Source organism: Streptomyces buecherae (genome assembly GCF_014295035.1).
GTDB lineage: Bacteria > Actinomycetota > Actinomycetes > Streptomycetales > Streptomycetaceae > Streptomyces > Streptomyces youssoufiensis.
On sequence record NZ_CP060404.1, the window covers coordinates 7,873,891 to 7,888,413 of the forward strand.

Annotated in this window: 12 protein-coding genes and 1 pseudogene; 7 read left to right on the plus strand and 6 right to left on the minus strand. The window is 70.5% G+C overall.

The genetic code is table 11. The annotated features are described in order from the left end of the window. Positions 1–157: 157 nt before the first annotated feature. From H7H31_RS31200 to H7H31_RS31210, 3 genes are all read left to right on the plus strand, one after another. A complete protein-coding gene (locus H7H31_RS31200; protein ID WP_187064620.1) occupies positions 158–3,493 on the plus strand; it encodes a S8 family serine peptidase in 3,336 nt (1,111 codons plus the stop codon). A gap of 536 nt (positions 3,494–4,029) precedes the next feature. Then, complete coding sequence (locus H7H31_RS31205) at positions 4,030–4,782, plus strand: alpha/beta fold hydrolase (protein ID WP_187064621.1); 753 nt, start codon at positions 4,030–4,032, stop codon at positions 4,780–4,782. After that, positions 4,779–5,249, plus strand: coding sequence for a hypothetical protein (locus tag H7H31_RS31210; RefSeq protein WP_232110167.1), 471 nt, complete (start codon positions 4,779–4,781; stop codon positions 5,247–5,249). Before H7H31_RS31205 ends, H7H31_RS31210 begins: the two co-directional genes overlap by 4 nt. Positions 5,250–5,281: 32 nt before the next feature. On the opposite strand, the gene H7H31_RS31215 is transcribed toward H7H31_RS31210, so the two are convergent. Both H7H31_RS31215 and H7H31_RS31220 read right to left on the minus strand, forming a co-directional pair. Then, complete coding sequence (locus H7H31_RS31215) at positions 5,282–6,271, minus strand: hypothetical protein (protein WP_187064622.1); 990 nt, start codon at positions 6,269–6,271, stop codon at positions 5,282–5,284. Positions 6,272–6,764: 493 nt separating this feature from the next. After that, positions 6,765–7,229, minus strand: coding sequence for a hypothetical protein (locus H7H31_RS31220; RefSeq protein WP_187064623.1), 465 nt, complete (start codon positions 7,227–7,229; stop codon positions 6,765–6,767). Between the two features lie 901 nt (positions 7,230–8,130). On the opposite strand from H7H31_RS31220, the gene H7H31_RS31225 reads away from it, so the two are divergent. Then, positions 8,131–8,790 (plus strand): restriction endonuclease, encoded by a 660-nt coding sequence (locus H7H31_RS31225; protein WP_187064624.1) that lies wholly within the window; start codon positions 8,131–8,133, stop codon positions 8,788–8,790. A 271-nt stretch (positions 8,791–9,061) separates the two neighbouring features. Next, positions 9,062–9,460 carry a hypothetical protein gene (locus H7H31_RS31230; RefSeq protein ID WP_232110168.1) on the plus strand — a complete coding sequence of 133 codons (399 nt, stop codon included), beginning with the start codon at positions 9,062–9,064 and terminating at the stop codon, positions 9,458–9,460. A gap of 81 nt (positions 9,461–9,541) precedes the next feature. Here the strand turns inward: H7H31_RS31230 and H7H31_RS31235 are convergent, their stop codons facing one another. Further along, positions 9,542–10,204: a response regulator gene (locus H7H31_RS31235; RefSeq protein ID WP_187064625.1), complete on the minus strand. Its 663-nt coding sequence runs from the start codon at positions 10,202–10,204 to the stop codon at positions 9,542–9,544. Then, complete coding sequence (locus H7H31_RS31240; protein ID WP_187064626.1) at positions 10,201–11,361, minus strand: sensor histidine kinase; 1,161 nt, start codon at positions 11,359–11,361, stop codon at positions 10,201–10,203. The genes H7H31_RS31235 and H7H31_RS31240 overlap by 4 nt, the downstream gene beginning before the upstream one ends. 421 nt (positions 11,362–11,782) lie before the next feature. Between H7H31_RS31240 and H7H31_RS31245 the strand changes: the two genes are divergently transcribed. Further along, the gene (locus H7H31_RS31245) at positions 11,783–13,273 is read left to right on the plus strand and encodes an alpha/beta hydrolase family protein (protein WP_187064627.1); all 1,491 of its coding nucleotides are present in this window, start codon (positions 11,783–11,785) and stop codon (positions 13,271–13,273) included. Between the two features lie 124 nt (positions 13,274–13,397). After that, positions 13,398–13,535: a hypothetical protein gene (locus H7H31_RS31250; protein ID WP_187064628.1), complete on the plus strand. Its 138-nt coding sequence runs from the start codon at positions 13,398–13,400 to the stop codon at positions 13,533–13,535. Here the strand turns inward: H7H31_RS31250 and H7H31_RS34700 are convergent. Both H7H31_RS34700 and H7H31_RS31255 read right to left on the minus strand, forming a co-directional pair. After that, positions 13,517–13,721: pseudogene (locus tag H7H31_RS34700) on the minus strand (hypothetical protein); the annotation flags it as partial. The gene H7H31_RS31250 and the pseudogene H7H31_RS34700 overlap by 19 nt on opposite strands. Positions 13,722–13,905: 184 nt before the next feature. After that, positions 13,906–14,523: a TetR/AcrR family transcriptional regulator C-terminal domain-containing protein gene (locus H7H31_RS31255; protein ID WP_187064629.1), complete on the minus strand. Its 618-nt coding sequence runs from the start codon at positions 14,521–14,523 to the stop codon at positions 13,906–13,908.

The window sequence follows — 14,523 nt, forward strand, 5'->3', positions numbered from 1 at the left end:
GCGAACCAGCGCCGTCGCGTTGCCTCGCTCGCGCACGTTTCACGTACCTGCCAACTCGCGCGATGGACAAGGTGAGTTGGCACATACTTCCCCTGCATGCACGGCATGCGAGGGACCTCTAGGGCCCTTCCCGTGAGCTGTCCTCATTGGGGGAAAGTTGCGTACAGGCAGACAGGCACTACGGGTCGCCGGTGTGGCCGTCACCGCGGCCACCGCGCTCGTGGCGGGGCTGACCACCCCGTCCGCCGCCAACCAGGAAACACGCACCGTCACGGCCGACACCCAACGCGTGGAGAACACCCACCGCACCGGAACCGCCCGCACCTGGGTCACCCTCGTCACCGGTGACCGGGTCGCGGTCGACGCCAAGGGCCGCCCGGCGACCTTCCAACCGGCCAAGGGGCGCGAGCACATCCCCGTACAGGTGGAGCGGCGCGGCGGGCACGCGTACGTGATCCCGCTCGACGCGCGTCGCCTGATCGTCCGGGGCACGGTGGATCGGCGGTTGTTCGACGTGACGACGCTGAGCCGGCCGGAGTACGTGGCCAGCCAGCGCGCCGGGGTGCGGCTCATCGTGGCCTACCAGGGCGAGCGGCCCGCCGCTAAGGCGAAGCTTCGGGCCGCCGAGGGTACGAAGGTGCGGCGTTCGCTTCCGGTGCTGGGCGCCGACGCGGTGACGGCCTCGCCCGAGCACGCCACGGCCGCCTGGGAGGCGCTGACCGATGCGTCGCGGGGCGCCTCGCACCGCACCGCTGCCCCCGGGGTGGCGAAGGTGTGGCTGGACGGTATCCGCAAGGCCACGCTCGACAAGAGCGTGCCGCAGATCGGCGCGCCCGCGGCGTGGAAGGCCGGCTTCGACGGCAAGGGCACCAAGATCGCCGTCTTGGACACCGGGGTCGACCAGACGCATCCGGACCTGGCTGGCCAGCAGGTCGCGGAGAAGAACTTCACGGACGCCGTCGACGCCAAGGACCGCATCGGTCACGGCACGCACGTGGCCTCCATCGCGGCGGGCACCGGCGCCAAGTCCGGCGGCAAGTATCGAGGCGTCGCCTCCGGTGCGAAGATCCTCGATGGCAAGGTCCTGAACGACGAGGGGTTCGGCGAGGACTCCGGGATCGTCGCGGGCCTGGAGTGGGCGGCGGCCCAGAAGGCCGACGTGGTCAACCTCAGCCTCGGCGGGACCGACGCGCCCGGCCTCGACCCGCTGGAGACCGCGGTCAACAAGCTCTCGGCCGACCACGGCGTCCTCTTCGCCATCGCCGCGGGCAACGGGGGCGAGCTGGGTTCCAGCACCGTCAGCTCCCCGGGCAGCGCGGACGCTGCGTTGACCGTGGGCGCCGTGGACAAGGCGGACAAACTGGCCAACTTTTCCAGCAGGGGTCCCCGGGTGGGGGACGGCGCCGTCAAGCCCGACGTGACGGCGCCCGGTGTGGACATCGGCGCCGCGGCGGCGCCCGGCAGCGACATCGCGGGCGAAGGCGCCCCGGTCGCCGACGGTTACGTGGCCATCTCAGGCACCTCCATGTCCACCCCGCACGCCGCCGGCGCCGCGGCGATCCTGGCCCAGCAGCACCCGGACTGGAGCGGTGAGCGGATCAAGGCCACGCTGGTCGCTTCCACGACTCCCGGCGCGTACGGCGCCTTCGAGCAGGGCACCGGCCGCATCGACCTGCGCCAGGCCATCACCCAGACGGTGATCGCCGAACCCCTCTCGCTCTCCCTCGGCCAGCAGCAGTGGCCGCACCACGACGACAAGCCGCGGAGCGGAAAGCTGACCTACCGTAACCTGGGCAGCACGCCGGTCACCGTGGACGTGGCGCTGACCGGTACGGGCCCTGACGGGAAGCCCGCCCCCGCCGGCTTCTTCACCGTGGCGGACCAGCGGCTCACCGTGCCGGCCCAGGGCACGGCGAGCACGTCCGTCATCGCCGACACCCGGCTGGGCGGCACCGTTGACGGCGCGTACAGCGCGCGGGTGACCGCGACCGCCGGCCGGCAGACGGTGCACACCGTCGCCACCGTGGATCGCGAGGTCGAGTCCTACGACGTCAACCTCCGGCACCTGGGCCGGGACGGCAAGCCCGCGCAGACCTTCCGTAGCGGCCTGGTCGGGACCAGCGGTCTCGCCGAGGGCTGGCGCGGCGAGACCCTCCAGGACGCCAAGCTGCGCCTTCCCAAGGGTCACTACGTGCTCAATGGCTCGATCGAGGGAGCCGACGGGAGCACCGACTGGATCGTCCAACCCAAGCTGGTCGTCGACAAGCAGGCCACGGTGACGCTCGACGCGCGCACCACGAAGTCGGTCGACCTGACGGTCCCGGACCGCAAGGCCGCCTCGCTGGACGCCCACGCGGACCTCACCGTCGTCGCCGAGGGCTGGGACATCGGCGTCGGCTGGGTAGGGGACTCCTTCAAGCGCCTCAGGACCGCACACCGGGGCCCCGCCGTCCCTGCTGGTGCACTGCTTCAACAGTTCACCAGCGCCTTCCGCCGAGGTGGCGGCGACAACCCCTCGTACTACCTGAGCTACGGCGTTTCCCACACCAAGGTGACGACCGGGTTCGTCCGACACGCCAAGCCCGCCGACCTCGCCAGGATCAAGGTCACGCTGGGTGCCTCGGCCCCGAAGAAGACCGGCATCCTGTCCGTGAGCCCCCTCTTCAACGACCTGAACCAAGGCGAGGTCGCTCCCATCGGCGGCAAGCTGCCGCACACCTCGACGCTGTACGTCAACGCCAAGGGCCCCCGCTGGCAGCTGTTTCTGCAACAGTTCGACGCCCAGGGCGAGGACGGCGCCTACTACGTGACCGACGAACTGCGCCTGTCCCCGGGCAAGTCCTACGCCCAGCGCCTCAACATCGGCGTGTTCGGCCCGGGGTTGAGTGATACGGACGGCATCTTCCGCCAGGGTGACGACCTCTACGGCTCGCTCCCGCTCGTGGCGGACGGTGCGAACCACTACGGCACCTCGACGTTCGAGACCGTGCGGACCACCCTCTACCGCAACGGCAAGAAGGTCGGCAGCAACACCGACCCGCTGACCGGTGGTGAGGCGTTCACGGTGCCGGCCGGGGCAGCCAACTACAAGCTCAGCACCTCGGTCAGCCGCAGCAAGGTCGCCAACGTCTCCACCAAGGTCACCGGTAGTTGGACCTTCTCCTCGAAGAAGACCACCGGCGAGGTGAAGCTGCCGACCTCGGTGGTGCGCTTCACTCCCACCCTGGCGCTGGACAGCACCGCCAAGGCGGGGGCGACGCTCAAGGTCCCGGTCACGGTGCAGGGATCGGCCGCCGGTAAGAACCTCAAGTCGCTTGCCGTGTACGTCAGTTACGACAAGGGCGCGCACTGGAAGAAGCTGGCCGTCAGCGGTGGCAAGGTGACTGTGAAGAACCCGGGCGCTGGCAAGAGCGTCTCGTTCAAGGCGAACGCCAGCGACAAGCAGGGCAACACGGTGAGCCAGACCATCCACGAGGCGTACCGCACGCGGTAACCCCCTCCGCACACGAGACGGCCCGCCGGTCAGCGTCACCCCGGCGGGCCGTCGCCGTACGCCCGCTCACGCCGCCGACACGGGCGAGGGCGCAGCACCCCGCGAGTGCGCGGATGGGCCCGCGCTCGATGCGCGAGGGGTGCGCCGCCACTGGGGCTGCGCTTACCGTGCGTCACGGCTCGGTGACGCACGACGCCTCCGGGTGGGCGCGGCGAGCGGCGTGTGAGGCGGGCGAAGGGCCGACGGCACACCCGGCCGCTCGCCCCGCCCCGTCGCGGCCGGCGGGCGGCGAGACCGGCCGGCTCCCGGGCCGCGGGAGGGAGTCGTCGCGCACGCGCGGTCGTACGTCGCCGTCGGGGGCGCCGGTGCCGCCAGGCTGTCGCTGGCGGATCCCTCTCGCGCCCGCGGAAATGGGGGCCTCGGGCATGACGGGGCATCGGCACCGGCCGGGCGGGGCCGGACGCGGAAGGAGCAACCGTCGGTGTCGTCCCGCCCCTGACGCCCATCGGTGCCTGCCAAGGAGCGAGGGTGGAGACATGGAACAGGAGACACTGGGCGGGATCTTCACCCGGAGGTTCGGACCGCCGCCGCGCGCGGGCGCCCCCGCCACGCTGCTGGTGCACGGGTTGGGGCTCTCGGGGCGCTACTTCGTGCCGCTCGCGGAGCGGCTGGCCGCGCACGGGAGGACGGTGCTCGTACCGGACCTGCCGGGCAACGCGCGGTCGCGGGCCGCCGCGCGCGGTGCCTCCAGTCCGGGTCGGGCCGCCGCTGACCTGGCGCGCTGGCACCGGCGCCTGGCCCTGGGCCCGAGCCTGGTGGTGGCCAACTCGGTCGGCTGTCAGGTGGCCGCGGCCCTCGCCGCCCGCGCGCCCGGCCTGGTGCGCCGCCTGGTACTGACCGGCCCCGCGCTCGAACCGGGGACGTCCGGCTGGCGGCTGTGCGGCCGACTGCTCGCCGACGCGCCACGGGAGCCCCTCTCGCTCCTCGCCGTGGCCACGAGCGACTACCTGGTCACCGGCCCGCTGCGGATCGCCGGCTCCTTCCGGTACGCGCTGCGGGACGCCGCCGCCTCCTTCGAGGCCAATCTGTGCCGCGTCAGCGCGCCGACCCTCGTCCTGCGGGGCACGGGAGACACCATCGCCTCGGGCCCCTGGGTGCGGCACGTGGCCCGCACCGTGGTGGACGGTCGCGCGGTGGAGGTCCCGGGAGCCGCGCACGCGGCCCACTACAGCGCTCCGGACGCCGTCGCCGAGCGGATCGAATCCTTCACCACGGAGGTACACGCGTGAAACCGTCGCGGGCGCCCGGCCCGTCGCCCTGGCTGCGGCTGCTGCCCGGCATCTCCTCCGAGCGTCGCGGGTTCGTCCTGGCCTGGTGGGGCTTCGCCCTCACGTTCGGCGGAATGCGCCTGCTGACCTGGCTCATCCACATCGAGGTGGCCGGGCTCGGTGACGTACAGACCGGCGGGGTGCACATCCACCACTACGTGTGGGGCATCCTGCTGCTCGCGGTGGTGGGGGCCGCCGGCCTCGTCGCACGCTCGGCGCGGGCGCGCGCCTGGATGGGGCTCGCCTACGGGGTCGGGCTGGCCCTCGTCGTGGACGAGGCGGCGCTGCTGCTCAGCCTGGAGGACGTGTACTGGGACACCACGGGCGGGATCAGCATCGCCCTGGCCATCGCCGTGATCGCCGTCGCGGGCAGCGTCCTCGCGGCGACGCGCGAGGACTCCGACGCGGACGAGCCGGACGGCGGGTGAGCGAGCCGCGCGGGGGCCGCCCGCGGCAACCCTCAGGCGCGGCGGTGGTAGCGGGCGAACACCTTCTCGGGCTTCGCGAGGTAGTGGTGCCAGGGCCAACCGGTGTACGCGCCGTCGAGCGTGCGGAAGACGCGGCGCACCGTGTGGTTCTCCTCGGCCATGGCCAGGGCCATGGCGAAGAGGTTGAAGTCGTACTGCCAGCCCGGGGCGAACGCGTACGCGGGGTCGAGGATGCTGTGGTCGGCCGCCGCGCGCAACTCGGCGCGGATCTCGGGTGTTTCGAGACAGTCCGCACGGTCCGCGTCGGCCCAGACGTTGACGTACGCCATGGCGATCACGCAACCGAGACGGTGCCCTCGCGGAGCGCGGGCCAACGCGGCGCGGGCGAAGGGCAGGGCTTCGCCGGGGGCACCGCCCCACCGAGGCAGCAGGTGCGAGAGCCACTCGAGATGGGCCTCCAGGTCCAACGGGTCGCGGCTCAGGGCGCCTTCCAGCCACGCCTCGTTGACGTCGGTGCCCAACGACATGCCCCGCCCCAGGGTGAGCAGGCGGACCCACGGCGTGACCCATTCCAGCCGTAACTCGATGGCCTCCAGCAACTGCTCCTCGGCGATGCGGAGCCGGTCGTGGAAGACCCGCCACTGCTCCGGCGAGACGTCCACGGCGAGCTTGGTGGTGCGTGCCTGCCAACCCCAGACGATATGGCGCGCTCCGGAAATCAGCAGGGCCGTCGCCCGGTCCTCCTCGTCCTCGTCGACGGCCCGGCCGATCCAGTCCTGCACGCCGTCCACGTTGGCCAGTTCCCGCAGGACGTGGTGGTCACGGCCGATGTCGAAGGGCGCCAGCGCGGCCTTGACCGCCGGCCAGTCACCCGCCCCGGCCGCCTCCAACAGGGCCAGCACCCGGGTGTCTCCGAGCGCGTGCAGCGGGTACGTGCCGTTCCTCCGCCTGCGCGGGGCGGGAAGGGCGTGCGGGGCGACCTCCGGTCTCTCCGTACTCCCACCGAACAGCTTGCCGAACATGACGCGCCCTCCCCTGGCCTCGCGTGATCACCCGACGCAGCATAAGCGGCTCCGGGCACGAGGTTTCCACGAGGTTCTCACCGGAGCTTCACGGGGCTCCGGCCCACCCCGATGGGACCTGGGAACCGTGCGGCGGAGGCCGGGAGGCAGGCGGCCCTTTCGCGCGCGGGGGCGACCTTGGACGCGGGCGGCGTGTGCGCCCGGGACAAGAGGAAGAGCGTCCCGGCCTTAATGCGTGTGATGAGTATCCGTTTGCTCCGACACGCGAAGGTTGTGCTCAGCCGCAGTACGAGACGAAAGCCGTTGAGGAAAGCTAATCCGCCATGCCGCTGTCTGAGAGTGACAGCAGTGCGGCGAGGTCGATTCTCGGTCAGTTCCTGACCGAAAATCGAACCGTGGACGGCAGGCATGAAGACGGGGGAGCGACAGGCGTCTTCCTCGTGAAGATCAACTGAAGCTTGAGAGGGCTGGGTCGTTTTGCAACCCAGCCCTCTCAGCCCACCGGCCAGAAATGGGCGAGGTATCGCTCGTCCCCTTGAGGAACTCCCACATCAGTCAACCGCGCTACCTCTTCGCGGCCCACGCTGTACATCCGAAGCCTCCACGTCGCCTGAGTACGCCCCAGCGCGATGCTCTCCTCCTGAGGGCCGGCGACCACCCAGATCGAGAGTCGCCCAGTAGGAGACGTGATCGTCGCCTCACCTCGCTCCTCCCAGTCTTCAGACTCATCGATCGGTGGCTCGCCACTCCAAATCTCCACCGCCAACAGAGCATCATGCGTATGACCGGCGCTTTCCACATCCACCCGCATGGAATGCGAGGAAAGAAAAGAAGTGCCCAACTCGACCCGTCCTTCGGGGTACACAACGGGAACCTGCGTATCATCCTCTTCTTGCAGCGCGAACCCGCTGTAATCCACCAGAATCTCAATGCTCTGCCGGCATACGACGCTAACCACCAGCGCTCCAATTCCCGACTCCTGGGCTTGCGCAGAGCATATCTACCGCGACGACATCGCCCCGCTCGAACCAACGACGCGACCACTGCCGAGCAGGCCGCCGGGCCGGGATGAAAGTCGCCGGTGTCGCTGCGCTGTCCAACTGGTGGAGCCAGGCGAGGTGCACTCGGCCACCCGGCGCGGGACAGGCCGTTTCCGGTGCTCACCGCGGGCTCCGTCAAACGAATCGAGGAACTGATCGCCCACACCTTTTTGGCGCCCGTCCGATGCTCAGCAGCCAGCAGCCAGCAGCCAGCAGCCAGCAGCCAGCAGCCAGCAGCCAGCAGCCAGCAGCCAGCAGCCAGCAGCCAGCAGCCAGCAGCCCGAGGGCGTAGCGTCCGGAGAAGCGGGAGGCGTGCGGGGGTGGGGGCACGGCGCCACACTGCCTGGGCAGCGTTCCCGCTGGCCGCCCTGCCTACCCACCGGGTGCTCCACGCCGCACGACCACCAGCGAGAGCGTTGTCCCCGCTCGTCTTGAGGGGCGCGCCTGTCCGGGGGCGGTGCGCCGGCGTGGGCGCCGGGCGTAAACGGGTTCCGTCGATTCTGGTCGTGTCCGGCGCCTGCGACCGTGAGCAACGGCAGGACAAGGGGGCAGCCGTGAGCGACGGCCCCGGGCAGCAGCCCCAGCCAGCACCGATGACCAGGCCACGTACCGAGTGCCCTTCGATGCCTGGGACGCCCCGAAGCTCGCGCCGAAACCGACGGTCTCGTACCCGATCCGCCGTCAGATCCGATGGCCCGCAGCGGCGCCCGGCGCGTTACCAGTCATGCCCTCTTGTCGGGACCGGGCAGGACTTTCACACTGCGGATCACGGCGTAGGAGGGTGGGGGAGCTGTGGCAGCACGACGACGGCGCGGACGGATGAGGAAGCGCACGCGCAGGCAGGTGCAAGGATGGGGCGCTGCGGCGGCGCTTATCGCTGTGGTCTGGGTTGCTGGGAACTGGGCGGCGGTGTGGCCCGTCCTGGTGATCGTGCTCGCTGTCTGTGGTGTGAGTGGCGCCGGTTGGGGGCTCCTGCGTGCGCACCGGCGCACGGTCGGCCAAGACCGGCAGTGGCGGACGCAGGAGGAAGCGAGGGCACGGGAGCTGTCCATGATGGAGGTCGACGCGCTCACCTGGCAGGAGTTCGAGCACTACGTCGCCGACCTGTGCCGTCGGGACGGATGCACGAAGGTCGTCGTCAGCGGCAAGCGTGGCGACCTGGGCGCCGACGTGATCGGCTATCTCGCCGACGGTCGCAAACTGGTCATTCAGTGCAAGAAGTACGCCCCCGAGCGCAGCGTGTCCTCGCAGGACATGCAGAAGTTCGTCGGCACGGCCCGTCTTGAGCACGGCGCGGACGTGGCCCTGTTCGTCACCACGTGCCGCTCGTTCACCAAGGCGGCCCTCGGGCTGGCGATGCGCCAGGACATCGTGGCCCTGCACCGCGATCTGCTGGGCTCTTGGGTCAAGGGTGCCCACCTGGAAACGCTGATCCCCCTGAACGGAAGCGGCGGAGGCACACGTCGCCAACCCGCATAGCGGGGCCGCAGCCTCTGTCCGGTGAAGCCCATGGCCCTGATACATCCGTAGCGTCAACGGGTCGCTGGTGTGGAGGAGTTGATGCGTACCGGACTACGCATCGCCCCGACTCCACGCAGGGCAGGCCCGCGAGGCGTTGGACCGTGCCCCGCGGCTCCTGGAGGATGAACCGCCCGTACGCACTCGATCGCGCACGCGACGCCCCCCAGCCTGCCGCGCGCCGTGCCCCTACCCGTGGCGGGCGTCGAACCGCCTCGCATGCCGGCGCGACATGGAGGCACAGACCTGCGGGCAGCCGACCTGCACCCCGGTCCGCGCCGGTCACATCGATGTGAGGGTCAACCGTGTGGATGCGGATCGCAGAGCTGGCGGGGCGGACCGGCGTCAACCTGCTGAGGCCGTGCTGTCCCGTCCGGCGGATGCCGAGTACCCGAACCCGCGGGTCTGGCCGGCTGCCGATGTGTTGGCGACCTTCCGTTTTCATGCCGACGATGAAGTCGACGTCAACCCGCGAGAGTTGCGGGGCCAGGATCGACGTGATGTGTTCTGCGGTTTCCTTTGTGAGATCGGGCGGCGGTTGGGCAGGTCGAACGCAGACCGCGATCGCCGGTTAGCCAAACCGGCGATCGTGGCGACCAACGAGGTGTCCTCCGCTTCGCGGCGGTCGTGATCCGGTTCCTGAGAGCGCGGCTCGATGTCGGTGCCCTTGACCGCCCTGGCGAACTCGGCGTCGGATCGCTCCCGGCCGGCCTCAGGCCGGGTGGATGAGGCGGCTTTCGTAAGCGAAGATCACGGCCTGTATCCGGTCGCGGAGTTCGAGCTTTTGCAGGATTCGCCCCAGATGGGACTTCACGGTCGCCTCCGCCAGGTACAGGGTGGCTGCGATCTCGGTGTTGGACAGGCCGCAGCCCACCTTGATGAGCACCTCGCGCTCGCGGGCGCTGAGCCGGCTCAGCCGTTCGTCGCGGTCGGCACTGCCGCCGTCGGGAATGTGTGGGCGGAGGTTTTCCAGCAGGCGGCGGGTGATCCGGGGGGAGACCACCGCGTCGCCCGCTGCCACGCTGCGTATCGCGGTGAGCAGTTCCTCGGGCCTGGTGTTCTTCAGCAGGAAGCCCGAGGCTCCGGCTTTGAGTGCGGCGAAGGCGTATTCGTCGAGGTCGAAGGTGGTGAGAATCAGTACTCTGCTCTGCGGGGAGGTTCGGATGACCTGTCGGGTCGCCTCGATCCCGTCGGTCCCGGGCATCCGGACGTCCATGAGGACGACGTCGGGGCGCAGGTCCCGGGCGAGGCGTATGGCCTGGATGCCGTCTGCGGCTTCGCCGACCGGTGCCATGTCGGGCTGGGTCTCCAGGACCGTGCTGAAGGCCATACGGAGCAGCGCTTCGTCGTCGGCGACCAGAATGCGGATCGTCATGCGGACGCCGCTCCGCTGCTACCGAGGTCGAGGCGGGTGCGGACTCGCCAGCCGCCACCCGGGAGCGGTTCGGCCTGCAAGGTTCCCCCGTAGGAGGCTGCGCGCTCGCGCATGCCAGGGATGCCGTGGCCGGACGGTGTGGCGCCGGGCAGTGGCGGGTGCGGGCCGCTGTCGGTGACTTCCACTGTGACGGTCTCGGCTGAGCACAGCACCCGGACCCGCGCGTGTGTGCCAATGGGTGTGTGTTTGAGGGTGTTGGTCAAGGCTTCCTGTACCAGGCGGTAGACGGTCAGTTGTGCGGTGGCGGGTATGTGGGTGTGGCCGCCCTGAACCTCGACGCGGGTCGACAGCCCGGCGGCGCACATCTGGTCGGCCAGGGCCGCCAGTTGCGCAATGCCGGGAAGTGGGTGGCGCTCCGCGTCGGGCTCGTCGGTCCGCAGGATGCCCAAGGAGCGTCGCATGTCGGTCAGGGCCTGTCGGCCCGTCTCGGAGATCTGGAGCATCGCGGTGGTGGCCTTGGCGGGGGACCGGTGCTGTGCGTAGACGGCGGCGTCGGTGAGGGCGACCATGACGGACAGGTTGTGGGTGACGATGTCGTGCATCTCCCGGGTGATACGTGTCCTTTCCTCGGCGACGGCCAGCCGCGCCTGCTGGTCCTGTTGTTGCTCCAGGCGTGCGGCGCGTTCCTCCAAGGCCGCGAGGTAGGCCCGTGTGGTCCGCACGTTCGCCCCGAGGACGGCGGCGGCGACGACCATCGCGGTCACCGCGACGAAGGGGGTCAGGAACGCGCCTTCCGTCGCCCAGCGCAGACAGGCCAGCAGGGCCCCGCTCTCCACGATGGCACCGGCGACAAGCGTGCCGCGCCGGCCCGAGTGCGCGGCCACCGTGTAGAGGGCCACCAACAAGGCGATGTCCGCCGGCAGTTGGACGTCCATCAGCCACTGGACGAAGGCCGCGGCGGCCACGGCGCCGAACGTCGTGAGCGGGGCTCGGCGCCGCCACACCAAGGGCAGCGCGATGGCGGCGGTGAGGGTCAGGGCCACCGGGAGCTCCTGCGGGGCGTGCGTGGTCATGATGTGGAGCAGGAGCAGCGCCGGCAACAGCGAGTCCCACACCACGGGCGGCAACCGGTGGCCCCAGCGCCGGGCGGCCCTCATCGGCCGCGCTGCTCGTGCGGAGACCAGGTCGGCGTACCTCGTCAGCCATACGGCTGTCCCAGCCCGTGGCATCCGGTCCCGGTAGCGCGACGGGTGGGCACTGCCGGTTTCCGTAGCCGCCTCGGTCATCACACGTCCCTGTCGATTCAGCGTCATGGTGGCCTCTGCCGGGGCGACTCTCGCGTACAACCGGAGCCGGGTCGGGCATGGGGGCGTAGAACCCGCGCTGCCCGCACGTGCCGCGACGGCCCTGTCACGGTAGGCCGCGATCCAGCGGCACGCATGAGTCCACCGTCGGAGGAAATCGCGCGCAAGTACGACCACAGGAGGAGCCCGGCCACCCCCCTCGGTCGCAAGGCCGCTCACATGGGCATGCCTTGGGTTGCGACCCCCGGCTGTACGCGATGGCGACCCGAGGGCGATGTGGCAGCGCGTGTCCCGCGCCGAGCATGGCCTGGTGACCGAGAACCTCATGGGGCTGCACATGTCCCTTCTGGAAGTCCCTGTCCTGCTGGGTGCCGTCGCGCTGGTGGTGGTGCGCTGGCTTCCGCCTGCCGTCCGCCCGCGCGTCACGATCGCGGCGGTGGCAGTGTTCGTGCTGTCCGCGATCGTGCTGAGCGTGGTGGGGACCCGTTGGCAGATGCTGCCGGTACTGGCCGGCGCCGCCCTCGCGCTGCCGTTCGCTCTCTCTCCTCTGCTACGACGCCGCACTGGCCGGCCGGCGTGGCGTGCCCAGTGGTGGCTGGCCTTGCCCGGATCGGTGGCCTGCGCCGGCCTGATCGCCACGGGTCCGGTGGCCGCCTGGGCCTTTCCCGTACCTGCGTTCCCCGAGCCGTCGGGCCGTTTCGCGGTCGGCACCCGTGTGATGCAGTGGACCGACCCACGCCGCCCCGAGATCTTCACCGTCGTTCCGCACGACCGGCGCACGGTCGTGGTCCAGCTCTGGTACCCCGCGCAGAAGGCCCCCGCAGGCGCGCGGCGGGCCCAGTACCTCGGACGCACGGAGCACGAGGCTCGCACCGTCGCCGACGCCCTCGCCCGCCAGGTCGGGCTGCCCGGCTTCCTGATCGACGGCACCCCACGCGCCCGCACCCGTTCGGTCTTCAACGCTCCGGTGGCCGGTGGGGGCGGACGCTTCCCGGTCGTGTTGTTCTCTCCCGGATCCGGCGGAGTGCGCACCCAGAACACCGCCTGGGCGGAGGAACTGGCCAGCCACGGCTATCTGGTCGCCGCCCTCGACCACCCGTACGACTCCGCCGCCGTCGTCCTCACCGACGGCCGAACGCTTCACACCAAGACCACCTCTACCGGCGACCGGGACAAGGACGACAAGCTGGCGGCCGACTGGACGGCTGTTCGGAGTGCCGACCTCAGCTTCGTCCTCACGCAACTGGACCGTCTGGGCCGAGGCGAGATCGCCGGTCCGCTGACCGGACGCCTGGATACCAGCCGGGCCGCGGTCACCGGCCATTCCATGGGTGGTGCCGCCGCCCTGCAGGCAGCCCGGCAGGACCACCGGTTCGACGCCGTCATCGATCTGGACGGCTACCCCCACGGCCCCGTCTCGCCCTCCCTCCGCCAGCCGACGCTCGCGCTCACCCAGGCCATCACCCCCGCAACCGACCCGCGGTACATGCCCCGCCTCACCAGGGCTCTCAAGCGCAACACCGCGACGAGCTACCGGCTCACCATCCCCGGCGCCGCCCACCTCACCTTCATGGACGGCCCCCTGTACCTGCCGCCCGTGCCCTCGATAGTCGGCTCCCTGGGCCGCACCGAGAGCCCCCGCGTCGTCGCCGCGACCGCTCTCGCCTTCCTGGACACCACCCTGCGGCACAAACCCGGCGACCTGCCCGGCGTTCTCTCGGCCTACGGCGACCTCAGCGTCTACCACCCGAGCAACAGCCGCTGATCAGCTGTGTGATGACAGCCGGCGGCATGACCGTTCCCCTTTCCAGCCGGAGTGCAACCCGCGGTGCCGGCCCTGTCGATCTGCTGCCTGATCGAGGGCTGTGCTCGGCGAGGTTGGTCCGGCTATGACGACCGGAGGGGGCGGGGTGCGGCAGGAGTGGGAGCCGGAGGACCTGATCGAGGTCTGGACGCTGCTGGAGGAGCACCAGGAGCGGCTGCGGAACAAGTCGGGGGCCGACCGGTCGGGTTCGCGTTGTTGCTGAAGTTCTTTAGCGGTCGTGCGGTCCTGTTCGCCTTCGGCCCGCCGGCGGCGAACCCACTCGTGTGCCGTGACGCGCGGGATGCCCCGCGATTGGACGGCCTGCGCGGACACGCTCGGTGAGAAGTCGCCTGCCATGAACGGTCAGCCGGGAATTGCGGTGGGACGTGAAGACCTCCGTGCGGTGCAGTCCTAGACAGCTCCACCACGCCGGAGGTCTACGCCACGATCAACCCTGCCCAGCGTTGCCAACGCTCGTGATCGATACAACTAGCCGCAGCGGTGAGGCTGTCGGCGACGGCAGACACGCCGACCGCGACAAGGCCACTGCCGTGCGGCGACCGCGCACGTCGTCACCGGCGTGTCCGACTGAGCTAACCGGGATCGGGTTCGTCGTGGATGGTCAACGCTCCGGCGAGGTCGAGGTCGGCGTTGGTGCCGTGTGCCCCGGCGCGGACGAGCAGCACTGCGCCGAGCGCGGTGCTCCAGAACGTCCTGGCCTCCACGCTGAGTGGTCGACGGGCCCTCCAGCCGCGACTGTCTAGGAGCTGACTCGCGAAGCGCTCGGATTGCCGGAACAGCAACCGGAGGTGCTGGTCGACCACGGGGGTGAGTTCGGGCTTGGAGATCCCGGAAGCCAGTGCTCGCGCGACCGACGGGAGCGAGGGCATGGCCAGTACGGCGCGGGCGATGTTGCGCCGAAAAGTCGCCGCATCGGGGGCTTGGCGGCCGATGCGCTCAACCCGTCGAGCGTCGTGCAGCAAGCCGAGAAAGGCGGCGTGCACGAGCAGCGAGTCCTTGGAGCCGAAGTAGTAGGTGACCTGATTGGGGAAGACGCCTGCCGCGTTGGCGATCTCCGCGACGCTCACCTCGGCGCCGGGCCGCTCCTTGCAGAGCCGGGCAGTTGCCTCAATCAGCCGGTGCCTCGTCGCGCGACCGCGGTCACGCGGTCGAGTCGACGTCGACTGAGCTTCGGTTCGCTTCTTCTCCAC

Bases quoted from the DNA above. Each gene is read 5' to 3' on its own strand.
- H7H31_RS31250 (WP_187064628.1), top strand. From the start codon at position 13,398: ATGACGACCGGAGGGGGCGGGGTGCGGCAGGAGTGGGAGCCGGAGGAC.
- H7H31_RS31230 (WP_232110168.1), top strand. From the start codon at position 9,062: ATGGAGGCACAGACCTGCGGGCAGCCGACCTGCACCCCGGTCCGCGCC.
- H7H31_RS31235 (WP_187064625.1), bottom strand. From the start codon at position 10,204: ATGACGATCCGCATTCTGGTCGCCGACGACGAAGCGCTGCTCCGTATG.
- H7H31_RS31215 (WP_187064622.1), bottom strand. From the start codon at position 6,271: ATGTTCGGCAAGCTGTTCGGTGGGAGTACGGAGAGACCGGAGGTCGCC.
- H7H31_RS31240 (WP_187064626.1), bottom strand. From the start codon at position 11,361: ATGAGGGCCGCCCGGCGCTGGGGCCACCGGTTGCCGCCCGTGGTGTGG.
- H7H31_RS31245 (WP_187064627.1), top strand. From the start codon at position 11,783: ATGTGGCAGCGCGTGTCCCGCGCCGAGCATGGCCTGGTGACCGAGAAC.
- H7H31_RS31225 (WP_187064624.1), top strand. From the start codon at position 8,131: ATGAGGAAGCGCACGCGCAGGCAGGTGCAAGGATGGGGCGCTGCGGCG.
- H7H31_RS31205 (WP_187064621.1), top strand. From the start codon at position 4,030: ATGGAACAGGAGACACTGGGCGGGATCTTCACCCGGAGGTTCGGACCG.